The following is a 22,261-nucleotide window of genomic DNA, read 5'->3' on the forward strand; positions in this document are numbered from 1 at the left end:
TGTGATCTGCGTCTCTTGCATTTGTCCTTTAGGTGCGCAAGAGCCCCGATACGGCGATCGGGACCCAAGCGTAAGGATGATGCGCGAGCCTTGTGAAGAGCTTATGTGAGGCTCGCGCCCGACTCCAGGGGGGTTGCGGTTTCAACTACAGATAACCGCCGGTAACCCTGGGCGAGTTCAGTGGAAGCCGCGCAGCCGCAGGCTGTTGGTCACCACGAACACCGAGGAGAAGGCCATCGCGGCGCCCGCGATCATCGGGTTCAGCAGACCGGCGGCGGCCAGCGGCAGCGCGGCCACGTTGTACCCGAAGGCCCACACCAGGTTGCCCTTGATGGTGCTGAGGGTGCGCCGGGAGAGCCGGATCGCGTCCGCGGCCACCCGCAGGTCGCCGCGGACCAGGGTCAGGTCGCCGGCCTCGATCGCCGCGTCCGTGCCGGTGCCCATCGCCAGCCCGAGGTCGGCGGTGGCGAGCGCGGCCGCGTCGTTGACGCCGTCGCCGACCATGGCCACGGTCCGGCCCTCGTCCCGCAGCCGCCGTACGACGTCCACCTTGTCCTCGGGGAGGACCTCGGCGATCACCTCGTCGATGCCGACCGCCCGGGCGACCGACTCGGCGACGGTCCGGTTGTCCCCGGTGAGCAGCACCGGCGTGAGTCCGAGCGCGCGCAGCTCGCGCACCGCCTCGGCGCTGGTCTCCTTCACCGCGTCGGCAACGGCGAGCACTCCGCGGGCCCGGCCGTCCCAGCCGACGGTGACGGCCGTACGCCCGTCCCGCTCGGCCGCCTCCCGGGCGCGTGCCAGCTCCTCGGGCAGCTCGTCGAAGAGCCGCCCCACGGCCACCTCGCGACCCGCCACGCGCCCGCGCACGCCCCGCCCGGGGACGTTCTCGAAGGACTCGACGGCGGGCAGGCCCCACCCGTCGCCCGCCACCGCCGGAGCGTGCTGAGCGCTCGTCCCCCGCAGGCGTTCCTCGGCGCCCGCGGCGATCGCCCGGGCGACGGGGTGCTCGGAGGCGTGCTCCAGGGCGCCCGCGAGCCGCAGCAGCTCCCCGGCGTCCTCGCCCTCGGCGGCGTACACCTCCTGGAGGGTCATCCGTCCGGTGGTCACCGTGCCGGTCTTGTCCAGGACGACCGTGTCGACGCGGCGCGTGGACTCCAGCACCTCGGGGCCCTTGATCAGGATGCCGAGCTGGGCGCCCCGTCCGGTGCCGACCATCAGGGCGGTCGGGGTCGCGAGGCCCAGCGCGCAGGGGCAGGCGATGATCAGGACGGCGACGGCGGCGGTGAACGCGGCGACGGTGTCCCCGGTGACGCCCAGCCAGACGCCGAAGGTGCCGAGCGCGATGAGGATGACCACCGGGACGAACACGGCGGAGATCCGGTCGGCGAGGCGCTGCACCTCGGCCTTGCCGTTCTGCGCGTCTTCCACCAGCTTCGCCATCCGGGCGAGCTGGGTGTCGGCGCCGACCCGGGTCGCCTCGACGACCAGCCGGCCGCCCGCGTTCACGGTCGCGCCGGTGACCAGGTCGCCGGGTCCGACGTCCACCGGCACGGACTCGCCGGTCAGCATGGACGCGTCCACCGCGGAGACGCCCTCGGCGACCGTGCCGTCGGTGGCGATCTTCTCTCCGGGCCGGACGACGAACCGGTCGCCGACGGCCAGCGAGGCCACCGGGACCCGCACCTCGCGGCCCTCGCGCAGCACCGCCACGTCCTTGGCGCCCAGCTCCATCAGCGCCTTCAGGGCGGCCCCGGCGCGCCGCTTGGAGCGGGCCTCCAGGTAGCGGCCGAGCAGGATCAGCGCCACGACTCCGGAGGCGACCTCGAGGTAGATGGTGGAGGCGCCGTCCATGCGCGAGACGGTGAACCGGAACTCGTCGTGCATGCCGGGCATGCCCGCGTCGCCGAAGAACAGGGCCCACAGGGACCACCCGAAGGCGGCCAGGGTGCCGACGGAGACGAGCGTGTCCATGGTCGCGGCGCCGTGCCGGAGGTTGGTCCAGGCGGCCCGGTGGAAGGGCGCGCCGCCCCAGACGACGACGGGCGCGGCGAGGGTGAGAGAGAGCCACTGCCAGTTGTCGAACTGCAGGGCGGGGACCATCGCGAGCAGCACGACCGGGGCGGCGAGCAGTACGGAGACCAGCAGGCGGTGGCGCAGGGCGCCGAGTTCCGGGTCCTGGGCGGCGGCCCCGGCGGTCCCGGCGGCCGGGGGTTCGGGCTCCGGGGGCGGCGGCTCCTCGGCGGTGTAGCCGGTCTTCACCACGGTCGCGATCAGGTCGGCGACCTGGACGCTCCCGGCGTAGCTGACCTTGGCCTTCTCGGTCGCGAAGTTCACGGTGGCGCTCACGCCGTCGATGCGGTTGAGCTTCTTCTCCACCCGTGCGGCGCAGGAGGCGCAGGTCATCCCGCCGATGAGCAGCTCGACCTCGGAGGTGTCGCCTATCGCGCTCGCCGGCTTGGCGGCGGTGGTGCTGGTCATGTCCGGACTCCAGACATCGGACCGGGCCGTACGGATCCAGTATCAGCTGGTCGGAACGGCCCGGTCGGGGAAGGGAGGGTTTTTCTCAGGCCCGGCCGGCGAGCTCGAACCCGGCCTCGTCCACGGCGGCGCGGACGGCCTCGTCGTCGAGCGGGGCCGCGGAGACGACGGTCACCTCGCCGGTGGACGCGACGGCCTTCACCGAGCTGACGCCGGGGATCCCGGAGATCTCGCCGGAGACGGATCCCTCGCAGTGGCCGCAGCTCATGCCGGTCACCTTGTAGACGGTGGTGACGGAGCCCGAAGTGTCGGTCTGGGCGGTCATGTCGTTACTCCTCGTCGAGGCAGGTGGGGCCAGTGGGGCTCACGATGGGATCCCCACGTTCACCACACTATACCCCTAGGGGGTATTTCTCCAAGCGTCCGCCGGGGTCAGTGACCACACCCAGGCGAGGCCGAGCAGGGCCACGAGTACCAGGCCTCCCGCCGAGAGCAACGTGAACAGGTGCTCCTGTCCGGCGCCGGTCCGCGGCAGGTACGGCTGCCCGAACGGTCCCGGGGCGCCCTGGACGCCGTACACCCGCGTCACCAGCCGGCCGGCGACCCCGCGCGTGGCGTCCCACGCAGCGTGCAGCACGCAGACGCCGAGCCAGGTGCCCACCACCGGCGCGGCGAGGCGGAAGTGCCCGTTCGGACGGCGCTGGGACAGCAGCGCGGCCCCCGCGATCGCCGTCCACAGCCCGTGCCCGAGCGGGGCGAGCAGCTCGCGCGGGAACTCCGTCTCCAGCACCACCCGCAGATCGGCGGCGTCGGAGAGGAGCAGCGCGTCGAAGGCGTAGGCGCAGCTCTCCACCGCGGCGAAGCCGAGTCCGACGGCCGCGCCGAGCACCAGCCCGGCCCGCGCGCCGCGAAGGCCCGGCTGGCGGCGCAGCGCGAACACCAGGGCGCCGAGCTTCGCCGCCTCCTCCGCCAGGGCGACACCGGTGAACCGCCCGAGGGAGGGGTGGAGCAGGTGCGACTCCATCAGCACGGCGGCGGGCACCCCGAGCGCGCCGCCGGCCAGGAAGCAGCCGAGGACCGCGCTGACGCCCAGGTCGCGGCCGTGCCGCTCGTACGCCCACAGTACGAAGACGACAGGGATCAGGAAGCCGCCGAGGAGGGCGAGCGCGGGCAGCGGCGCGACGCCGCGCGTCGTGTACGCCACCGCCGCGGTCAGAGCCCACAGGGCGAGCCCGCCTTTGAGGCAGCGCCGCCACAGGCCCGCGCCGATGCGGGGGAACGGCGGTGGCGGCTGCTGCGGGCCGGGGATGCGGGCCCGGGGCCTGCCGGGCGGCGGGGAGTGGGTCACGTGTCCCCCTCGGACTGCTGCGGGGCGATTTATCCGCACCCTATGCAGGTGCGCCTTGTGCCGCAGTCCGGGTGACCCTGTGGGGTCAGGCGCGGCCGAGCCGGTCGCCCACCAGGGGGTCGAGATAGCGGACCAGCACGTGCTTGATCTCCTGGACGTAGGCCGCGCGCTCGTCCCCCTCGTGGGCCAGGACCAGCTCCAGGCCGGCCTTGTAGATGCCGAGGCAGACGTGTGCCGTGCGGGTGAGGCCGGCGGGCGGGGCCTCGGGCAGCAGCGAGGCGAGCAGGTCCTCGACGCGGCCGATCAGGGTGGCGTGCAGCTGGTCGTGCGCCTCCGTGATCCCGCCGGGCAGGTCGGGGCCGTGCATCAGCGCGAAGAACACCGGGTGCTCGGTGTTGAAGGCCATGAACCGGTCGACGGCCGCGCCGATGGCCTCCTCCAGCGGGGTGGCGGGATCGACCGGGGCGAGGGCCTCGCCGTAGGTCTCCCGCATCTCGTGCATCAGGCGGTCGCCCAGCTCGATCGCGATCGCTTCCTTGTTCGGGAAGAACTGGTAGAGCGTGCCCGGCGAGACGCCCGCCTCGCGGGCGATGGCGTTGGTGCTGGCGGCGGTGTAGCCGGTGGTGCAGAAGACCTGGGCGGCGGCCTCGAGGAGCTGGGCGATACGGCGCTCGCCGCGCGCCTGGCGGCGGCGCGGCTGCTCGTTCTCCGAGGTGTCGGACACGCGTTATCCCCAGCCCTTCGAAGGCGATTGACAAACACGAGCGGTCGCTCGCATTCTTGTGAAACGCGAGCGATCTCTCGTGTTTGCCAGTTTATGGCAATGACCGACCCATGCCGCCTGCCTGCACGGACACGGGTCACGGTGAAGGGGACACCGCACGATGACCGAAGTCAACAAGGCGCCGCGCCCCGGCGACGGACCTCCCCGAGCCGGCGGCTGGGCCCGTCTCGTCACCGCCCGCCCACGCCTGTCGCTGCTGGCGGCCCTGGTGCTGACCGCGCTCGCCGTGCTGGCCGGCAGCGGGGTCGCGGACCATCTGGGCAGCGGCGGCTGGGAGGACCCGGCCGCCGAGTCGACCTACGCGACCAAGGCGCTGGAGCGCGAGTTCCCCGGCTCCCAGCCCAATCTGCTGCTCCTGGTCGACGCGGGCCGCGCCTCCGTCGACGACCCGGCGGTCGCCGCCGAGGCCCGCGGCCTGGCCGAGCGGCTGGCCGGGGAGCGGGGCATCACCGGCGTCGGCTCCTACTGGCAGGCCGCTCCCTCGGCGGCGCCCGGCCTGCGCGCCGAGGACGGCCACGAGGCGCTGATCGCCGCCCGCATCACCGGCGACGAGAACGCGATGGGCCGCACCCTCGACCGCATAGCGCCCCACTACCGGGGAGCGCACGGCCCGGTGCGGGTGAAGGTCGGCGGCATCGTCGCCGTCCGGCACGAGATGCAGACCATCATCAAGGAGGACCTCACCCGGGCCGAGATGATCGCCCTGCCGATCACGCTGGTGCTCCTCGTGATGGTCTTCGGCAGCGCCGTCGCGGCCCTGCTGCCGCTGGGCATCGGCATCGTGGCGATCCTCGGCACCAACGCGGTGCTGCGCGGCCTGACCGCCTTCACCGACGTCTCGGTCTTCGCGCTCAACCTCACCACGGCCCTCGGCCTCGGCCTGGCCATCGACTACGCCCTCTTCATCGTGCGCCGCTACAGGGAGGAACTGTCCGGCGGGGCCGATCCGCTGACGGCGGTCGGCACCACACTGCGCACGGCGGGCCGCACGGTGCTGTTCTCCGCCCTCACCGTCGCGGTCTCCCTGGCCGCCATGATGGTCTTCCCGCAGTACTTCCTGCGGTCCTTCGCCTACGCCGGCATCGCCGTGGTCCTGCTGGCCGCCGCTGCCGCCCTGATCCTGCTGCCGGCCGCCCTGATCCTGCTCGGCCACCGGGTCAACTCCCTCGACCTGCGGCGCCTGTTCCGCCGCGGCCGCGAGACCGCAGGCTCCGCGGGCGAGGCCGCGGGCAGCACCGGCTGGACGCGCACCGCCACGCTGGTGATGCGCCGTGCGCCGCTCTTCGCGATCGGCACCAGCGCCCTCCTCGTCGTCCTCGGCCTCCCCTTCCTCGGCGTCCGATTCGGCACCGCCGACGACCGCCAACTGCCCTCGGGCGCCGAGTCGCACGTGGTGCAGCAGCACCTCCGCGACGGCTTCCCCGGCACACCCGGCGGCGGCCTCGAGATCCTCACCGAGGGCGGCGCCACCAAGGCGCAGTACGCCGCCTACAAGCAGCGGGTGGCCGCCCTGCCCGAGGTCGCCCGGGTCGACGGCCCCCTGGTCAAGGGCGGCACGGGCTACTTCACCGTCCAGCCGGAGGGCGAGGCCGTCGACACCGGGGCCCAGCGCCTCGTCGGCGAACTGCGCGCGCTGAAGGCCCCCTTCGACACCAAGGTGACCGGTACGGCCGCCGTCCTGGTCGACTCCAAGCACGCGATAGGCGAACGCCTGCCCTGGGCGGGGGCGTTCATCGCGGTCGTCACCCTGCTGCTGGTCTTCCTGCTCACCGGGAGCGTGCTGATACCCCTGCAGGCCGTGGTGCTCAACGCGCTCAGCCTGACGGCGATGTTCGGCGCGGTGGTCTGGGTCTTCCAGGACGGCCACCTGTCCGGCGCGCTCGGCTTCACCAGCCCCGGCTCCATCGAGACCACCCTGCCCGTGCTGATGTTCTGCGTGGCCTTCGGACTCTCCATGGACTACGGCGTGTTCCTGCTCTCCCGCATCAAGGAGGAGTACGACCGCACCGGCGACCACGACGAGGCGGTCCGCCACGGTCTCCAGCGCACCGGCGGCCTGATCACCGCGGCGGCGGTCATCCTCGCGGTGGTGATGGTCGCCATCGGCACCTCCCGGGTGACCAACACCAAGATGCTGGGCTTCGGCATCGCGCTCGCGGTCCTGATGGACGCGATGGTCGTCCGCAGCCTGCTGGTCCCGGCGATCATGCGGCTCACCGGCCGCGCCACCTGGTGGGCGCCCGCCCCGCTGCGCCGCTTCCACCGGCGGTTCGGGCTCAGCGAGGGCGAGGCGCCGGCGTCCGCGCCGGAGAAGGAGCCGGCGGGCGTATGAGCGGGAGGCGGGGTGTGGCGCGGCGTCCCCCCGTGCGAAGGTGGGCCGCATGAGAGCGGCGGTGTTCGAGAAGTACGGGGAGCCGGCCGAGGTGCGGGAGGTGCCGGACCCGGAGCCGGCCGAGCACGGGGTCGTGGTGCGGGTCGAGGCGACGGGACTGTGCCGCAGCGACTGGCACGGCTGGATGGGCCACGACCCGGACATCACCCTGCCGCACGTCCCCGGCCACGAACTCGCCGGAGTCGTCGAGGCGGTGGGCGCCCGGGTGACCGGCTGGCACCCCGGCGACCGGGTCACCGTGCCCTTCGTCTGCGCCTGCGGAAGCTGCCCGTCCTGCGCGGCCGGCGACCAGCAGGTGTGCGAGCGCCAGACCCAGCCCGGCTTCCACCACTGGGGTTCCTTCGCCCAGTACGTGGCGCTCGACCACGCCGACGTGAACCTGGTCGCGATCCCGGACTCGATGGCGTACGGCACGGCCGCCGCCCTCGGCTGCCGCTTCGCCACCGGCTTCCGCGCGGTGGTGCGGCAGGGCCGGTCGGCGGCGGGGGAGTGGGTCGCGGTGCACGGGTGCGGCGGGGTCGGGCTGTCGGCGGTGATGATCGCGGCCGCCGCGGGGGCCCGGGTGGTCGCGGTGGACGTCTCGCCGCGGGCGCTCGAACTGGCCCGGACCTTCGGCGCGGCCGCGACGGTGGACGCCTCAGCCGTACCGGACACGGCGGCGGCCGTACGGGAGCTGACCGGCGGGGGCGCGCATCTCTCGCTGGACGCCCTCGGCTCGGCCGCCACCTGCGCCGCCTCCGTCGGCTCCCTGCGCCGCCGCGGCCGGCACGTCCAGGTGGGCCTGCTGCCCTCGGCGGACGGCACCACCCCGGTCCCGATGGCCCGCGCCATCGCCCTGGAGCTGGAGATCCTCGGCAGCCACGGCATGGCCGCCCACGCCTATCCCGGGATGCTGGAGCTGGTCGGCTCCGGGGCGCTGCGCCCGGACCTGCTGGTGACGCGGACGATCTCGCTGGACGAGGCGCCGGCCGCCCTCGCCGCCATGGGGACCACGCCGGGCGCGGGCGTGACCGTCATCGAGCCGTGGCGCTGAGCGCGGCCCACTCGCGGTCCAGGATCGCCATGATCACCTCGTCGGCCCACTCGCCGTCGCGCACCTGCACCTCCCGCCGTACGCCCTCGACCACGAAGCCGGCCTTCTCGTAGACGCGCAGGGCCCGGTGGTTGTGGGCCCAGGCGGCCAGCTCGACGCGGTGCAGACCGAGCGACTCGAAGGCGTGGCCGACGATCAGCCGGGTCGCCTCGGTGCCGATGCCGCGGCCCCGGCCGCGGGGGCCGATGAGGGTGCGGAAGACGCAGCTCCGGGCGGCCGCGTCGTACTCGTACAACACCACCTCGCCCAGGACCTCGCCGGTCTGCGGATCGGTGACGGCCAGGTCGAGGCGGTCGGGGGCGGTGGCCCGGGAGCCGTACCAGGTGCGCAGCCGTTCCGGGGTCAGCTCCGTGGAGGGATCGAAGGTGAAGCGGACGACCTCGGGGTCGGCGACGATCTCACCCATGGCGGCGGCGTCGGCCTCGGTGAACGGCCGCAGCACGGTCCTGCGGCCGGTCAGGACGGGTTTGACGGAGAAGCTCATGGGGCGACTGTGCCCCACGCCGCAGGTGGGGCACAGGTGGTTTTTCCGCGCTCAGTCCCCTCTTCGGCCCCGGTTGCCCGGCCGGGAGGCGACCCAGGCGCGGACGGTGTCGGCGTACCAGTAGGGCTTGCCGGACTCCACCTGGTCCGGCGGCGGCAGCAGGCCGTGCTTGCGGTAGGACCGCACGGTGTCCGGCTGCACCCTGATGTGCGCCGCGATCTCCTTGTAGCCCCAGAGCCTTCGGTCGGTCATGCGTCGTACCTCCCCGCGCGCGCCGCGGCGCGGCCGGGGGCGGCCGTCGGGGGAGCCGGGCGGTGCGCTGGTGATCACCAAGCCTTTGCCCGGTGAACGACACCGGGAGGCGGCGGGGAAGCGGCTGTCGGCCGGGTGTGACCGATAACCCGCGTAGGTGCGACATCTGTGACAGGAAGGGGGACTTTGTGACACGGCCGCAGCAAAGCGGCGCGCGATGCCTGCCGGTCGGGGTGGGCGCTCAGGCTCCGCAGGACCTCAGGAACGCCCGGGTGCGCCGGGCGATCGGCAGCGGCTTGTCCGGGTCGCACGGGTACATGTCCTGCTCGACGATCGCGAACAGGTCGGCGCCCAGCCGTCCGGCGGCCTCCAACACCGGCCCCAGCGCGGGGACGCCGGACGGCGGTTCGCACATCACTCCGCGGGCGACCGCCGGGCCGAACGGCGTCCCCTGCGCCCGCACGTCGGCGAGGATCTCCGGGTCCACCTGCTTCAGATGCAGGTAGCCGATCCGTTCGCCGTAGGTCTCGATCAGCTTGACGCTGTCGCCGCCGCAGTAGGCGTAGTGCCCGGTGTCCAGGCACAGCGAGACCAGGTCCGGGTCGGTGCCGTCGAGGAACCGGGTGACGTTCTCCTCGGTGTCGATGTGCGTGTCGGCGTGCGGGTGGACCACGACCGTGAGGCCGTACCGCTCCCGCACCTCGTGCCCCAGCCGTTCGGTCAGCGAGGTGAGGTCGCGCCACTGCGGGGCGGTCAGCGTGTCGGGCTCCAGCCCCTCGCCGGTCCGGTCGTCCCGCCAGAAGGACGGGATGACGACCAGGTGGCGGGCGCCCATGGCCTGGGTCAGGGCGGCGATGCCGGAGACGTGCTCCCAGGTCTTCTCCCAGACGGCGGCGCCGTGGTGCAGGCCGGTGAAGACGGTGCCTGCCGACACCTTCAGGCCGCGGCGGCCGGTCTCCTCGGCGAGCACCGCGGGGTCGGTGGGCAGATAGCCGTAGGGGCCGAGCTCGATCCACTCGTAGCCCGAGCCGGCGACCTCGTCGAGGAACCGCCGCCAGGGCACCTGCCGCGGGTCGTCCGGGAACCACACGCCCCAGGAGTCGGGCGCCGAACCGATCCGGATGCGGGAAAGTGAGGAGGGTGCCGAGGACGTCATGGCCGCCAGCCTGCGGGCGCCCGGAAAGCGGTGTCAAGCTGTCGTCCGAATGTCCGGACAAAAGATTGACAGGGTTCGTCTGACAGGACTAGAAAGCCCGGGAGGAGATACGCGGGGTGAACCGGACAGCGCGGAAGGGAAGCCGATGGCGTACGACTTGATCACCATGGGGCGGATCGGAGTGGACCTCTACCCGCTGCAGACCGGCGTCCCGCTGGCCCAGGTGTCGGCCTTCGGCAAGTTCCTCGGCGGGTCGGCGACCAACGTCGCGGTGGCCGCCGCCCGGCTCGGCCGCCGGACGGCCGTCATCACCCGCACCGGCGACGACCCGTTCGGCGCCTATCTGCACGAGGCCCTGCGCGGCTTCGGCGTCGACGACCGCTGGGTCACCCCGGTCCCCGGACTGGCCACGCCGGTCACCTTCTGCGAGATCTTCCCGCCGGACGACTTCCCCCTCTACTTCTACCGCCGCCCCAAGGCGCCGGACCTGGAGATCGACGCCGGCGACCTGGACCTGGACGCCATCGCCGCCGCCCGGATCTTCTGGGTCACCGGCACCGGCCTGAGCGAGGAGCCGAGCCGCACGGCCACCCTCACCGCCCTCGCCCACCGGGCCCGGTCCGGCCCGACCGTCTTCGACCTCGACTGGCGCCCCGTCCTCTGGAACGACGCGGCCCGGACCGACCCCGGCCGGGTCCGGCCCTATTACGCCGAGGCGCTGCGGCACGCCACGGTCGCCGTGGGCAACCTGGACGAGGTGGAGATCGCGACCGGCGTCCGCGAGCCCCATGCGGCGGCCCGCGCCCTGCTGGCCGCCGGGGCCGAGATCGCCGTGGTCAAACAGGGGCCCAAGGGTGTCCTCGCCGTCGACCGCAGCGGCGAGTGCGCCGAGGTCCCGCCGCTGCCGGTCACCGTCCTCAACGGACTCGGCGCCGGGGACGCCTTCGGCGGCTCCCTGTGCCACGGCCTGCTGGCGGGCTGGGACCTGGAGACGACCATGCGGCACGCCAACGCGGCCGGCGCCATCGTCGCCTCCCGCCTGGAGTGCTCCTCCGCGATGCCGACCCCCGCCGAGGTGGCCGCCGCACTCGACGCCGGAGCGGTGCTGTGAGGGCCGGCCGGGTGACGGGGACGCACACCGAGGGCGGGTCGGGAACGCACGCCGGGGACGCACCGGGGACGCCCACAGAGGGTGGGTCGGGTACGCCCACCGGGGGTGCGCCGGGAACGCACGCCGGGGATGCGCCGCGCAAGCCCACCGGGGACGCGCCGCGGACGCACGCCGAGGACGGGTCGGGGACGCGGCCGCCGCCCGTCGACGTCTCCGAACTGGTCCGCCTCCGCATCCACCACCCCGAGGCCGTCGCCGAGGCCGCCGCCCGGCGCGTGCGGCGCCCGCTGCTGGACACGAGCGGCCGGCTGATGATCGTCGCCGCCGACCACCCGGCCCGCGGCGCGCTCGGCGTGGGCGACCGCGCCCTCGCCATGGCCAACCGCGCCGACCTGCTGCGGCGCCTGTGCCTCGCGCTGTCGCGACCCGGCGTCGACGGCGTCCTCGCGACCGCCGACGTCCTGGACGACCTGCTGCTGCTCGGCGCCCTCGACCACAAGGTCGTCCTCGGCTCCATGAACCGCGGCGGGCTGCAGGGCGCCGGCTTCGAACTGGACGACCGCTTCACCGGCCACCGTCCCGAGGACATCCAGCGTCTCGGCTTCGACGCCGGCAAGCTGCTGCTGCGCATCGACTACGCCGACCCGGGCTCGCTGACCACCATGGAGTCGGCCGCCCGCGTCATCGACGACATGGCCGCCCGCCGGCTCCCGGTCTTCGTGGAGCCGTTCATCACCAGCCGCACCCCCGGGGGCCGGCTGGTCAACGACCTGTCCGCCGACGCCGTCACCAGGTCCATCGCCATCGCCTCCGGCCTCGGCGGCTCCTCGGCCTACACCTGGCTGAAGGTGCCGGTCACCGAGAACCCCGACGACATGGCCCGGGTCATGGAGACCTCGACCCTGCCGGCCGTACTCCTCGGGGGTGACGTCGGCGACTCCCCCGGGGAGCAGGTCGCCGCCTACGAGAAGTGGCGCGGCGCGCTCCGGCTGCCCACCGTGCGCGGCCTGGTCGTGGGCCGTTCGCTGCTGTACCCGGCGGACGGCGACGTGGCCGCCGCCGTGGACACCGCCACCGCACTGCTGCGAGGGGCCGCATGACCGGCGACGAACTGCACCTGCCCCGGGGAACCACCGCCAGCGGCGGGTACTCCGTCGACATCGGCCCCGAGCGCGCCGGCTGGGAGTACAGCGGCCTGCGCGTGGTGGAGCTGACACCCGGCGGCAGCCATACGTTCACCACCGGGGGCAGTGAATGGATCGTGCTTCCGTTGCAAGGCGGATGTACGGTGCGAATCGAGGAAGACGAGTTCCAACTCCTGGGTCGTGAGAGCGTGTTCACCGGGGTCTCCGACTTCGTTTACGCGCCCCGCGACGCCCGGGTCCAGATCGCCTCCGGCGCGGGAGGCCGCTTCGCCCTGGCAGGAGCGAAGTGCGAGCGACGACTCCCCGCCCGCTACGGCCCCGCGCCGGAGGTCCCCGTCGAACACCGCGGCAGCGGCACCTGCGCGCGCCGGGTGCGCAACTTCGCGGCCGCCGACGCCTTCGACTGCGACCGGCTGATCGCCGTGGAGGTCGTCACCCCCGGCGGCAACTGGTCGTCCTACCCGTCGCACAAGCACGACGAGCACGTGCCGGGCGAGGAGTCCCGGCTGGAGGAGATCTACTACTTCGAGATCGACGGCCCGAACGGGTTCGGCTACCAGCGCGTGTTCCCCTCCCGTGAGGGCGGCTCCGACGTCCTCGCCGAGGTCCGCTCCGGCGACGCCGTCCTCGTCCCCGACGGATGGCACGGCCCGTCGATCGCCCAGCCCGGTCACGACATGTACTACCTCAACGTCATGGCGGGACCCGGCGAGACGCGGGAGTGGCGGATCCGCTTCCACCCCGACCAAGCGATGAGCACAGGGGGCTACCGATGACGATCCGGCTGACCGTCGCCCAGGCACTCGTCCGCTTCCTCGCCGCCCAGTACACCGAACGCGACGGCGAGCGCCGCCGGCTGATCGGCGCCACCTGGGGCGTCTTCGGGCACGGCAACGTAGCCGGGCTCGGCCAGGCGCTGGTCGAGTACGCCGAGGTCATGCCGTACCACCAGGGCCGCAACGAACAGGCCATGGTGCACGCGGCGGTCGGCTACGCCCGCCAGTCCAACCGCCTGTCCGCCCACGCCGTCACGACCTCCATCGGCCCCGGCGCCACCAACCTGGTCACCGGCGCCGCCCTCGCCACCGTCAACCACCTCCCGGTCCTGCTCCTCCCCGGCGACGTCTTCGCCGCCCGCCCCGCCGACCCGGTCCTGCAGCAGCTAGAGACGCCGTACGCGGGCGACGTCTCGGTCAACGACACCCTGCGCCCGGTGTCGCGCTACTTCGACCGGATCGCCCGGGCCGAGCAGCTCGTCCCGGGCGCGCTGCAGGCCGTGCGGGTGCTCACCGACCCGGTGGAGACCGGCGCGGTCACCCTCGCCCTGCCGCAGGACGTGCAGGCCGAGGCGTACGACTGGCCCGAGGAGTTCTTCGCCGAGCGCGTGTGGACGGTACGGCGTCCCGGCGCGGACCCGGCCGAGCTGGCCGAGGCGGTGCGGGCCGTCCGCCGGGCGCGCAGGCCGCTCGTCGTCGCGGGCGGCGGCGTCCACCACAGCCGCGCCGAGGAGGCCCTCGCGGAGTTCGCGGCGGCCACCCGCATACCGGTCGCCTCCACCCAGGCCGGCAAGGGCTCCCTGCGTCACGACCACCCGCAGGACGTCGGCGGCGTCGGCCACACCGGCACCGCCACCGCCGACGAACTGGCCCGCACCGCTGACCTCGTCATCGGCGTCGGCACCCGCTACACCGACTTCACCACCGCCTCCGGGACCCTCTTCGAGAACCCGGACGTCCGCTTCCTCAACCTCAACATCGCGCCCTTCGACGGCCACAAGCTCGCCGGTCTCCCGCTGGTCGCGGACGCCCGCAGCGGTCTGGGCGAGCTGACCGAGGCCCTGGCGACGCACGGGCACCGGGTCGCCGACAGCTACGTCGCCGAGTACACCGAGGACAAGGAGCGCTGGGAACAGCGGGTCGACGCCTGCTTCGAGGCCGACGAGCCCGACGTACGGCCGACCCAGCCCCAGGTCATCGGCGCCCTGGACGCAGTGGTCGACGAGTCCGACATCATCGTGAACGCGGCCGGCTCCCTCCCCGGCGACCTGCACAAGCTGTGGCGGACCCGGTCCCGGGACCAGTACCACCTGGAGTACGGCTACTCCTGCATGGGCTACGAGATCCCGGCCGCGATCGGCGTCAAGCTCGCCGCGCCCGGGCGGAACGTCTGGGCGCTGGTCGGCGACGGCACCTACCTGATGATGCCGACGGAGATCGTGACCGCCGTCCAGGAGGGCGTCGCGATCAAGGTCCTGCTGCTGCAGAACCACGGGTACGCCTCGATCGGCGGCCTGTCGGAGTCGGTGGGCGGCGAGCGGTTCGGCACCGCCTACCGCTACCGCGCGGCCGACGGCGGCTTCACCGGCGCCCCGCTGCCGGTGGACCTCGCCGCCAACGCGGCCAGCCTCGGCATGCGGGTGCTGCGCGCGCGGACGGTCCGGGACCTGCGGGCGGCGCTCGCCGAGGCACGCGCGGCCGACACTCCCACATGTGTCTACGTGGAGACCGAAACGTCCGACACTGTGTCGGGCGCGCCTCCGGCGCAGGCCTGGTGGGATGTTCCTGTGGCCGAGACCGCGACCCGACCGTCCGCGGTCAAGGCACGTGAGCTGTACGAACGGCACGTCTCGACCCGACGCCGCCATCTGTAGAAGGAGTCTTAGGGCATGACGAAGATCGTCAACCACTGGATCGGCGGCAAGACCGCCGAAGGCGCGTCGGGCACGTACGGGCCGGTCACGGACCCGGCGACCGGCGCGGTCACCACCAAGGTCGCGTTCGCGTCGGTCGAGGAGGTGGACGCGGCCGTCGCCGCCGCCAAGGACGCCTTCACGACCTGGGGCCAGTCCTCGCTGGCGCAGCGGACCGGCATCCTCTTCAAGTTCCGGGCGCTGCTCGACGCGCACCGGGACGAGATCGCCGAGCTGATCACCGCCGAGCACGGCAAGGTGCACTCGGACGCCCTGGGCGAGGTCGCGCGCGGCCTGGAGATCGTCGACCTGGCCTGCGGCATCAGCGTGCAGCTCAAGGGCGAGCTGTCCACGCAGGTGGCGAGCCGGGTGGACGTGTCGTCGATCCGCCAGCCGCTCGGTGTCGTCGCGGGCATCACCCCGTTCAACTTCCCGGCGATGGTCCCGATGTGGATGTTCCCGATCGCCATCGCCTGCGGCAACACCTTCGTGCTGAAGCCGAGCGAGAAGGACCCGTCGGCGGCGGTGAGGCTCGCCGAGCTGCTCGCCGAGGCCGGGCTCCCCGACGGCGTCTTCAACGTCGTGCACGGCGACAAGACGGCCGTGGACCGGCTGCTGGAGCACCCGGACGTCAAGGCCGTCTCCTTCGTCGGCTCGACCCCGATCGCCCGCTACATCCACGCCACCGCCTCCGCGGCCGGCAAGCGGGTGCAGGCCCTCGGCGGCGCCAAGAACCACATGCTGGTCCTGCCGGACGCCGACCTGGACGCGGCCGCCGACGCGGCCGTCTCGGCGGCCTACGGCTCGGCGGGCGAGCGCTGCATGGCGATCTCCGCGGTCGTGGCGGTCGGCGCGATCGGCGACGAGCTGGTGGAGAAGATCCGCGAGCGGGCCGAGAAGATCAAGATCGGCCCCGGCAACGACCCGACGTCCGAGATGGGCCCGCTGATCACCGCCGCCCACCGGGACAAGGTCGCCTCCTACGTGAAGGGCGCGGCGGACGAGGGCTGCGAAGTGGTGCTGGACGGCACCGGCCACACCGTGGACGGGTTCGAGGACGGCCACTGGATCGGCATCTCGCTGCTCGACCGGGTGCCGACGACCGCCAGCGCCTACCGGGACGAGATCTTCGGCCCCGTCCTGTGCGTGCTGCGCGCCGAGACGTACGAGGAGGGCCTGGCGCTCATCAACGCCTCGCCGTTCGGCAACGGCACCGCCGTCTTCACCCGGGACGGCGGCGCGGCCCGCCGCTTCCAGCTCGAGGTCGAGGCCGGCATGGTCGGCGTCAACGTCCCGATCCCGGTCCCCGTCGGCTACCACTCCTTCGGCGGCTGGAAGGACTCGCTCTTCGGCGACCACCACATCTACGGCAACGACGGCACGCACTTCTACACCCGCGGCAAGGTCGTCACCACTCGCTGGCCCGACCCGGCGGACGCCCCCGCGGGCGTCGACCTGGGCTTCCCGCGCAACCACTGAGAACACCCCGTCGGGCCGTCCGGATACCGGACGGCCCGACATTTTTTTGCCCCGCCTCCTGCGGTTCCCGTTTTCGCGGATGAAACGGGCAAGCCATGAGGGATCTCCTGATCACCTTCGAAAGCAAGGTCATAGATCCCATCAGCTTGCTGAATGAGCTGTTGCGTGATCAGCGCCTGCGAAAGTTATGTGAACTGCGTCGCTTTACGAGTGCGGAATCCGAAGGTGAACCCCCATTGACGCGGCGGTTTTCGAAGGGGTTCTCTAAGCAGCGCCGGGAGCGGACGAGACGAACGTAAGACGAGCCGCCGGAGGCGATAGCGCTCCCGACCCCCACCCTCAGTCGCACGAGTCGATCGGAACCACGCCGCATGACCGACACGCTCCGCCCTGTCGACACAGCCGTCGCAGACGCCCCCGGCATCTCCGACGGCCCCCAGAAGCTCAAGCGTTCCATCGGCGTCGTCGGCGGCACCCTGCTGACGCTCTCGTGCGTCACGCCCGCCTCCACGCTCTTCGTGGTCGTCCCGGACCTGTTCGGCTCCCTCGGCACCGCCACCGCCCTGACGATCGCCATCGGCTCCCTGCTGTGTATCGCCGTGGCGTTCTGCTACTCCGAGCTGGGCACCCTCATCCCCAGCGCGGGCGGCGAGTACGCCATGGTGTCGACGATGGCCGGGCGGCTCGCGGGCTGGCTGGTCTTCGTGCTGTCCCTGCTCGTGGTGATGATCGTCCCGCCCGTGATCGCGATGGGCACGGCCGACTACCTGGCCCCGATCGTGCACCTGGACCCGGCCATGACCGGCGCCGGCGTGATGCTGCTCGCCACCCTCGCCGGACTGCTCGACCTGCGGGCCAACGCCTGGATCACCGGCATCTTCCTGGTCCTCGAGGTCATCGCGGCCGGCGTGGTCGCCCTGCTCGGCTTCTCGCACAGCCACCGCGGCGTCGGCAGCCTGGTCTCCATGCAGGTGGCCGGCCCGAGCGGCCACACCGACCCGGTGACGGCCATGCTGGTCATATCCGGGCTCGCCATCGCCCTCTTCGCCACCCAGGGGTTCTCGACCGCCGTCTACCTCTCCGAGGAGCTGGAGCACCCGCGCCGCAACGTCGCCCGCACGGTGCTGGCCACCCTCGCCATCTCCTCGGTGGTCATCATCGTGCCGGTCGCCGCGATCACCATGGGCGCCTCCGACGTCAAGGAGCTCACCAGCGGCGACATCAGCTCCATGGTCACCGCCTGGTCCAACTCCGCGGTCGGCACGTTCGTGAGCCTCTGCGTCGCCCTCGCGATCATCAACGCGGGCATCGTCATGGTCATCCAGAACTCCCGGGTCCTGTTCGCCTCCGCCCGCGACAAGGCCTGGCCCGAGCCGGTCAACAACCTCTTCTCCCGGCTCGGCCGCTTCGGCTCGCCCTGGGTCGCCACCCTGGCGGTCGGCGTCCCCGGCGCGCTGCTCTGCTTCGTCAACCTGGACACCCTGTACGGCGTCACCGGCGTCTCCGTGACCGGCATGTACATCCTCGTCGCGGTCGCCGCCCTGCTGTGCCGCCGCGGCACCCACAAGCACACCCCCGCCTGGCGGATGCCGCTGTGGCCCGCGATGCCCGTCCTGCTGATCGTGGTCCTCGCCTACATCCTCACCCAGCAGGAGGCGAGCTACCTGCTGTGGACCGGCGGCATCACCGCGGTCGCCACCCTCTACTGGGCCTTCTACCTCCGCCCGCGCCGCGACACCCGCTGGCTGGTGTCGATCCCCGAGGACGAGCAGGACTGACGGCTCAGCCGAAGTCCCACGTCACCACCGAGCACGACCCGTCGTCCTCGCCGCCCGCACTGCGATAGGCGGCGAGGGCGACGTCGTTTCCGCGGTCCACGCCGACCCACATCCCGTGACAGCCCCGCTCCCGCGCGAGCGCGGCCAGCCGCAGCACCAGCGCCCGGCCGATCCCCCGGCGGCGGTAGGGCGCGGCGACCTCCAGCTCGTACAGGAACATCTCGGCGCCCTTGTCGGGGTGCAGGGTCTCCACGCCGCTGACGAACCCGACCGGGCTGCCGCCCTCCTCCGCGTGCGCGAGGAACAGATGGTGCCCGGCGGTGGTCAGGAACCGTTCGGCCCACTCGGGGCGGACCGGCTGGTCGAACAGGTGCCCGGCCGCGACGAGCTGCGCGACGGTCGTGGCACGGCGGATGTCCGGAGGGCGCATGTGCCTTGGTACCACGCCTGGAGTACGCGAGGAACGGTCCCGTACGCCGCAAGGAGGGCGGAGGTTCGGCCCCTGGGCCGCATGCGGTGTCGGCGGCGGCCCGTACCGTTGATGCATGGATCTTCGAGTGCCCGTACCGCGGGGACTGCTGAAGGGGCCGCGCCGGCTGCTGGCCGCCGCGGCCGCGGTCGTGGTGCTCGCCGGCGCCGGTACGTGGTCGGCCGTCGCGTCCGACGACCCGCCGGTGGTGCGCCGGACCGACCGGGTCATGACCATGGCCGACGGCACCCGGCTGGACACCTCGTACTTCACCGGCGCCGCCGGCCGCCGCCCCGCCGTCCTGCTCGCCCACGGCTTCGGCGGCAGCAAGAACGACGTGCGGCAGCAGGCCGAGAACCTCACCCGCGCCGGATACACCGTGCTGACCTGGTCGGCCCGCGGCTTCGGCCGCTCCACCGGCAGGATCGGCCTGAACGACCCGCGGCACGAGGTCGCCGACGTCTCCCGGCTCATCGACTGGCTCGCCGAGCAGCCCCAGGTCCGCCTCGACGGCAGGGGCGACCCGCGCGTGGGCGTGACCGGCGGCTCCTACGGCGGCGCGATCTCCCTGCTCGCCGCCGGACACGACCGCCGCGTCGACGCCATCGCCCCGGCCGTCACCTACTGGAACCTCGCCGACGCCCTCTTCCCGAACGGCGTCTTCAAGAAGCTCTGGGCCGGCGTCTTCTTCAACACCGGCGGCGGCTGCGCCAGGTTCGAGCCCGCCCTGTGCCGGATGTACGACCGGGTCGCCGAGTCCGGCACCCCGGACGACGCCGCCCGCGAACTGCTCCGGGAGCGCTCGCCGGTCGCGGTCGCCGACCGTGTCAAGGTGCCCACCCTGCTGGTGCAGGGCCAGACCGACTCCCTGTTCACCCTCGCCCAGTCCGACGCCGCCGAGAAGGCGATCCGCGCGAACGGCGCCCCCGTGGACGTCGACTGGATCGCGGGCGGACACGACGGCGGCGACATGGAGGACAGCCGGGTGCAGGGGCGGGTGACCGCCTGGTTCGACCACTACCTGAAGGGCGACCACGCCACCGGCACCGGCCCCGCCTTCCGCGTCACCCGCACCGGCGGAGTCGACTCCACCGACGGCGCCGCCCGGCTCCGCGGCGCGAGCGCCGGCGCCTACCCGGGCCTGCGCGACCACCCGCGCGCCATCGCCCTGACCGGCCGCGAGCAGCACGTGGCCAACCCGGCCGGCGCCAGCCCGCCCGGCGTCTCCGCGCTGCCCGGCCTCGGCGGCTCCGGCGGCCTCTCCCAGCTCTCCGCGCTCGGCGTCGGGGTCTCCCTCGACTTCCCCGGCCAGTACGCCCGGTTCGACTCGGCCCCGCTCACCCGGGACCTGCGGATCACCGGGTCCCCGACCGCCACCGTCCACGTCACCTCCACCACCGACGACGCCGTCCTGTTCGGCAAGGTGTACGACGTCGGCCCCGACGGCACCCGGCAGGTGCTGCCGTCCCAGCTCGTCGCACCCCTGCGGGTCACCGGCGCCAGGACCGGCAAGGACGTCACGGTCACCCTCCCGGCGATCGACCACGAGGTGCGCAAGGGCCACCGGCTCCGCCTGGTCCTCGCCTCCACCGACCTCGGCTACGCCTCACCGGCCGCCCCCGCCACGTACACCGTCGCCCTCAGGTCGGACCTGAGCGTGCCGACCGCGCCCGCCGTCACCACCGCGGCGGCCCCGCTGCCCTCCTGGGTGTGGTGGCTGCCCCTGGCCGGTGCCGTGGGCGCGCTCGCCCTGCTGGTCACCGGCCGCCGCCCCACGGCCGCCCCCGCGCCCGATCCGGCGCTCGCCGACGTCCCGCTGCAGATAACGGACCTGAGCAAGCGGTACGCCAGGTCAGCCGACCGTTACGCGGTGCGCGAGCTGTCGTTCCGCGTGGAGAAGGGCCAGGTCCTCGGCCTGCTCGGACCCAACGGCGCGGGCAAGACCACCACTCTGCGCATGCTGATGGGCCTCATCGGACCCGACGGCGGGGAGATCCGCGTCTTCGGCCACGCCGTACGGCCCGGCGCGCCGGTGCTGTCGAGGGTCGGCGCCTTCGTGGAGGGCGCGGGTTTCCTGCCCCACCTGTCCGGCCGGGAGAATCTGGAGCTCTACTGGCGGGCCACCGGCCGGCCGCCCGAGGACGCCCGTCTCGACCAGGCACTGGAGATCGCGGGCCTGGGCGACGCGCTCGCCCGTGCCGTGCGCACCTACTCCCAGGGCATGCGCCAGCGCCTGGCGATCGCCCAGGCCATGCTCGGCCTGCCCGACCTGCTCATCCTGGACGAACCCACCAACGGCCTCGACCCGCCCCAGATCCGCGAGATGCGCGAGGTGATGATCCGCTACGCGGCGGCCGGCCGCACCGTGATCGTCTCCAGCCACCTCCTCGCCGAGGTCGAGCAGTCCTGCACCCACCTGGTGGTGATGGACCGCGGCCGGCTCGTCCAGGCGGGACCGGTGCGGGAGATAGTCGGCTCCGGCGACACGCTGCTGGTCGGCACCGGCACGCCGGTGGAGGAACCCGTGGTGGAGAAGGTCACCGCCCTGCCCGGCGTCGCCTCCGCCGTCCGCACCGACGACGGGCTGCTGGTCCGGCTCGAACCGGGCGGCACCGCCGAGGCGCTGGTCGTGGAGCTGGTGCGCCTGGAGGTGCCCGTCGCCTCGGTCGGTCCCCACCGGCGCCTGGAAGACGCCTTCCTCACCCTGATCGGAGGTGCCCCGTGAGCACGCTCACCGAGCCCGTGGAGCCCGTCGAGGCCGCCCCCGGTTACCGCGCGGGCCGCACCCTGCCGCTGCGCGTGGAGCTGGTCCGCCAGCTCAAGCGGCGCCGCACGCTGATCATGGGCGGCGTCCTCGCGGTCCTGCCGTTCGTGCTGCTCGTCGCGTTCGCGATCGGCGGCGAGCCCTCGGGCCGCGACGGCCGGGTCACCCTGATGGACACGGCCACCGCGTCCGGCGCCAACTTCGCCGCGGTCAACCTGTTCGTCTCGGCCGGCTTCCTGCTGGTGATCCCGGTCGCGCTGTTCTGCGGGGACACGGTCGCCTCCGAGGCCGGCTGGTCCTCGCTGCGCTATCTGCTCGCCGCGCCCGTGCCCAGAACCAGGCTGCTGCTGTCCAAGCTCGCCGTGGGTCTCGGGCTGAGCCTCGCCGCGATGGTGCTGCTGCCGGTCGTGGCCCTCGCGGTCGGCACGGCCGCCTACGGCTGGGGCCCGTTGCAGATCCCCACCGGCGGCGCGCTGGACCCGGGCACGGCCGCGCAGCGGCTCGTGGTGGTCGTGGGCTACGTCTTCGTGTCCCAACTGGTCACCGCGGGACTGGCGTTCTGGCTCTCCACCAGGACGGACGCCCCGCTCGGCGCGGTCGGCGGCGCGGTGGGCCTGACGATCGTCGGCAACGTCCTGGACGCCGTGACCGCCCTCGGCCACTGGCGCGACTTCCTGCCCGCGCACTGGCAGTTCGCCTGGGCCGACGCCGTGCAGCAGGACCCCGAGTGGTCCGGCATGGTCCAGGGCGCCGCGGTCTCCGTGACGTACGCCGTGGTGCTGTTCGCCCTGGCCTTCCGGGGGTTCGCGCGCAAGGACATCGTCTCGTGACCGCGGCCC

At 73.2% G+C, this 22,261-nt stretch carries 18 protein-coding genes; 10 read left to right on the forward strand and 8 right to left on the reverse strand.

Going from position 1 to position 22,261, the window contains the following annotated elements; all coding sequences use genetic code 11:
• Positions 1 to 177 precede the first annotated feature (177 nt).
• The 4 genes from ACZ7JA_RS05600 to ACZ7JA_RS05615 all read right to left on the reverse strand — a co-directional run bounded on the left by ACZ7JA_RS05600 (position 178) and on the right by ACZ7JA_RS05615 (position 4,550).
• Positions 178 to 2,478 carry a heavy metal translocating P-type ATPase gene (locus ACZ7JA_RS05600; RefSeq protein ID WP_351658959.1) on the reverse strand — a complete coding sequence of 767 codons (2,301 nt, stop codon included), beginning with the start codon at positions 2,476 to 2,478 and terminating at the stop codon, positions 178 to 180.
• An 85-nt stretch (positions 2,479 to 2,563) separates the two neighbouring features.
• On the reverse strand, positions 2,564 to 2,803 hold the full coding sequence (locus ACZ7JA_RS05605) for a heavy-metal-associated domain-containing protein (RefSeq protein ID WP_351658962.1): 240 nt from the start codon (positions 2,801 to 2,803) through the stop codon (positions 2,564 to 2,566).
• 75 nt (positions 2,804 to 2,878) lie between these two features.
• The gene (locus ACZ7JA_RS05610; protein ID WP_450751581.1) at positions 2,879 to 3,826 is read right to left on the reverse strand and encodes a PrsW family intramembrane metalloprotease; all 948 of its coding nucleotides are present in this window, start codon (positions 3,824 to 3,826) and stop codon (positions 2,879 to 2,881) included.
• Positions 3,827 to 3,911: 85 nt separating this feature from the next.
• Entirely contained in the window at positions 3,912 to 4,550 is a 639-nt protein-coding gene (locus tag ACZ7JA_RS05615) for a TetR/AcrR family transcriptional regulator (RefSeq protein ID WP_389299235.1), read from the reverse strand.
• A 160-nt stretch (positions 4,551 to 4,710) separates the two neighbouring features.
• On the opposite strand from ACZ7JA_RS05615, the gene ACZ7JA_RS05620 reads away from it, so the two are divergent.
• Both ACZ7JA_RS05620 and ACZ7JA_RS05625 read left to right on the forward strand, forming a co-directional pair.
• Positions 4,711 to 6,942, forward strand: coding sequence for an MMPL family transporter (locus tag ACZ7JA_RS05620; RefSeq protein ID WP_351658970.1), 2,232 nt, complete (start codon positions 4,711 to 4,713; stop codon positions 6,940 to 6,942).
• A gap of 49 nt (positions 6,943 to 6,991) precedes the next feature.
• Complete coding sequence (locus tag ACZ7JA_RS05625; protein ID WP_470807306.1) at positions 6,992 to 8,035, forward strand: zinc-dependent alcohol dehydrogenase family protein; 1,044 nt, start codon at positions 6,992 to 6,994, stop codon at positions 8,033 to 8,035.
• Here the strand turns inward: ACZ7JA_RS05625 and ACZ7JA_RS05630 are convergent.
• From ACZ7JA_RS05630 to ACZ7JA_RS05640, 3 genes are all read right to left on the reverse strand, one after another.
• On the reverse strand, positions 8,016 to 8,579 hold the full coding sequence (locus tag ACZ7JA_RS05630; RefSeq protein WP_351658975.1) for a GNAT family N-acetyltransferase: 564 nt from the start codon (positions 8,577 to 8,579) through the stop codon (positions 8,016 to 8,018). The two genes, ACZ7JA_RS05625 and ACZ7JA_RS05630, sit on opposite strands and share 20 nt — an antisense overlap.
• Before the next feature lie 51 nt (positions 8,580 to 8,630).
• Positions 8,631 to 8,831 carry a helix-turn-helix transcriptional regulator gene (locus tag ACZ7JA_RS05635; RefSeq protein WP_351658978.1) on the reverse strand — a complete coding sequence of 67 codons (201 nt, stop codon included), beginning with the start codon at positions 8,829 to 8,831 and terminating at the stop codon, positions 8,631 to 8,633.
• Positions 8,832 to 9,072: 241 nt separating this feature from the next.
• On the reverse strand, positions 9,073 to 9,987 hold the full coding sequence (locus ACZ7JA_RS05640; RefSeq protein ID WP_470807313.1) for a sugar phosphate isomerase/epimerase family protein: 915 nt from the start codon (positions 9,985 to 9,987) through the stop codon (positions 9,073 to 9,075).
• A gap of 145 nt (positions 9,988 to 10,132) precedes the next feature.
• Between ACZ7JA_RS05640 and iolC the strand changes: the two genes are divergently transcribed.
• The 6 genes from iolC (at position 10,133) to ACZ7JA_RS05670 (ending at position 18,189) form a co-directional block, all read left to right on the forward strand.
• On the forward strand, positions 10,133 to 11,098 hold the full coding sequence (iolC, locus tag ACZ7JA_RS05645) for a 5-dehydro-2-deoxygluconokinase (protein ID WP_389299246.1): 966 nt from the start codon (positions 10,133 to 10,135) through the stop codon (positions 11,096 to 11,098).
• 218 nt (positions 11,099 to 11,316) lie between these two features.
• Complete coding sequence (locus ACZ7JA_RS05650) at positions 11,317 to 12,198, forward strand: Cgl0159 family (beta/alpha)8-fold protein (RefSeq protein WP_389299921.1); 882 nt, start codon at positions 11,317 to 11,319, stop codon at positions 12,196 to 12,198.
• Positions 12,195 to 13,019 carry a 5-deoxy-glucuronate isomerase gene (iolB, locus tag ACZ7JA_RS05655; RefSeq protein WP_470807316.1) on the forward strand — a complete coding sequence of 275 codons (825 nt, stop codon included), beginning with the start codon at positions 12,195 to 12,197 and terminating at the stop codon, positions 13,017 to 13,019. The genes ACZ7JA_RS05650 and iolB overlap by 4 nt, the downstream gene beginning before the upstream one ends.
• A complete protein-coding gene (gene iolD, locus ACZ7JA_RS05660; RefSeq protein WP_470807318.1) occupies positions 13,016 to 14,893 on the forward strand; it encodes a 3D-(3,5/4)-trihydroxycyclohexane-1,2-dione acylhydrolase (decyclizing) in 1,878 nt (625 codons plus the stop codon). Before iolB ends, iolD begins: the two co-directional genes overlap by 4 nt.
• A gap of 15 nt (positions 14,894 to 14,908) precedes the next feature.
• A complete protein-coding gene (gene mmsA / locus ACZ7JA_RS05665; RefSeq protein WP_393430344.1) occupies positions 14,909 to 16,411 on the forward strand; it encodes a CoA-acylating methylmalonate-semialdehyde dehydrogenase in 1,503 nt (500 codons plus the stop codon).
• A 371-nt stretch (positions 16,412 to 16,782) separates the two neighbouring features.
• Complete coding sequence (locus tag ACZ7JA_RS05670; RefSeq protein WP_470807320.1) at positions 16,783 to 18,189, forward strand: APC family permease; 1,407 nt, start codon at positions 16,783 to 16,785, stop codon at positions 18,187 to 18,189.
• A gap of 4 nt (positions 18,190 to 18,193) precedes the next feature.
• Here ACZ7JA_RS05670 and ACZ7JA_RS05675 read toward each other — a convergent pair whose 3' ends face one another.
• A complete protein-coding gene (locus ACZ7JA_RS05675; RefSeq protein ID WP_470807322.1) occupies positions 18,194 to 18,619 on the reverse strand; it encodes a GNAT family N-acetyltransferase in 426 nt (141 codons plus the stop codon).
• A 115-nt stretch (positions 18,620 to 18,734) separates the two neighbouring features.
• On the opposite strand from ACZ7JA_RS05675, the gene ACZ7JA_RS05680 reads away from it, so the two are divergent.
• Both ACZ7JA_RS05680 and ACZ7JA_RS05685 read left to right on the forward strand, forming a co-directional pair.
• Positions 18,735 to 21,383 (forward strand): alpha/beta fold hydrolase, encoded by a 2,649-nt coding sequence (locus tag ACZ7JA_RS05680; protein WP_470807324.1) that lies wholly within the window; start codon positions 18,735 to 18,737, stop codon positions 21,381 to 21,383.
• Positions 21,380 to 22,252, forward strand: coding sequence for an ABC transporter permease (locus tag ACZ7JA_RS05685; RefSeq protein WP_351659005.1), 873 nt, complete (start codon positions 21,380 to 21,382; stop codon positions 22,250 to 22,252). Before ACZ7JA_RS05680 ends, ACZ7JA_RS05685 begins: the two co-directional genes overlap by 4 nt.
• Positions 22,253 to 22,261 lie beyond the last annotated feature (9 nt).

It is taken from the genome of Streptomyces sp. NPDC038135 (genome assembly GCF_055601245.1).

Bases quoted from the DNA above. Each gene is read 5' to 3' on its own strand.
- ACZ7JA_RS05600 (WP_351658959.1), bottom strand. From the start codon at position 2,478: ATGACCAGCACCACCGCCGCCAAGCCGGCGAGCGCGATAGGCGACACC.
- ACZ7JA_RS05620 (WP_351658970.1), top strand. From the start codon at position 4,711: ATGACCGAAGTCAACAAGGCGCCGCGCCCCGGCGACGGACCTCCCCGA.
- ACZ7JA_RS05640 (WP_470807313.1), bottom strand. From the start codon at position 9,987: ATGACGTCCTCGGCACCCTCCTCACTTTCCCGCATCCGGATCGGTTCG.
- ACZ7JA_RS05670 (WP_470807320.1), top strand. From the start codon at position 16,783: ATGACCGACACGCTCCGCCCTGTCGACACAGCCGTCGCAGACGCCCCC.
- ACZ7JA_RS05630 (WP_351658975.1), bottom strand. From the start codon at position 8,579: ATGAGCTTCTCCGTCAAACCCGTCCTGACCGGCCGCAGGACCGTGCTG.
- ACZ7JA_RS05675 (WP_470807322.1), bottom strand. From the start codon at position 18,619: ATGCGCCCTCCGGACATCCGCCGTGCCACGACCGTCGCGCAGCTCGTC.
- ACZ7JA_RS05625 (WP_470807306.1), top strand. From the start codon at position 6,992: ATGAGAGCGGCGGTGTTCGAGAAGTACGGGGAGCCGGCCGAGGTGCGG.
- iolC (WP_389299246.1), top strand. From the start codon at position 10,133: ATGGCGTACGACTTGATCACCATGGGGCGGATCGGAGTGGACCTCTAC.
- ACZ7JA_RS05635 (WP_351658978.1), bottom strand. From the start codon at position 8,831: ATGACCGACCGAAGGCTCTGGGGCTACAAGGAGATCGCGGCGCACATC.
- iolD (WP_470807318.1), top strand. From the start codon at position 13,016: ATGACGATCCGGCTGACCGTCGCCCAGGCACTCGTCCGCTTCCTCGCC.
- ACZ7JA_RS05605 (WP_351658962.1), bottom strand. From the start codon at position 2,803: ATGACCGCCCAGACCGACACTTCGGGCTCCGTCACCACCGTCTACAAG.
- ACZ7JA_RS05680 (WP_470807324.1), top strand. From the start codon at position 18,735: ATGGATCTTCGAGTGCCCGTACCGCGGGGACTGCTGAAGGGGCCGCGC.
- mmsA (WP_393430344.1), top strand. From the start codon at position 14,909: ATGACGAAGATCGTCAACCACTGGATCGGCGGCAAGACCGCCGAAGGC.
- iolB (WP_470807316.1), top strand. From the start codon at position 12,195: ATGACCGGCGACGAACTGCACCTGCCCCGGGGAACCACCGCCAGCGGC.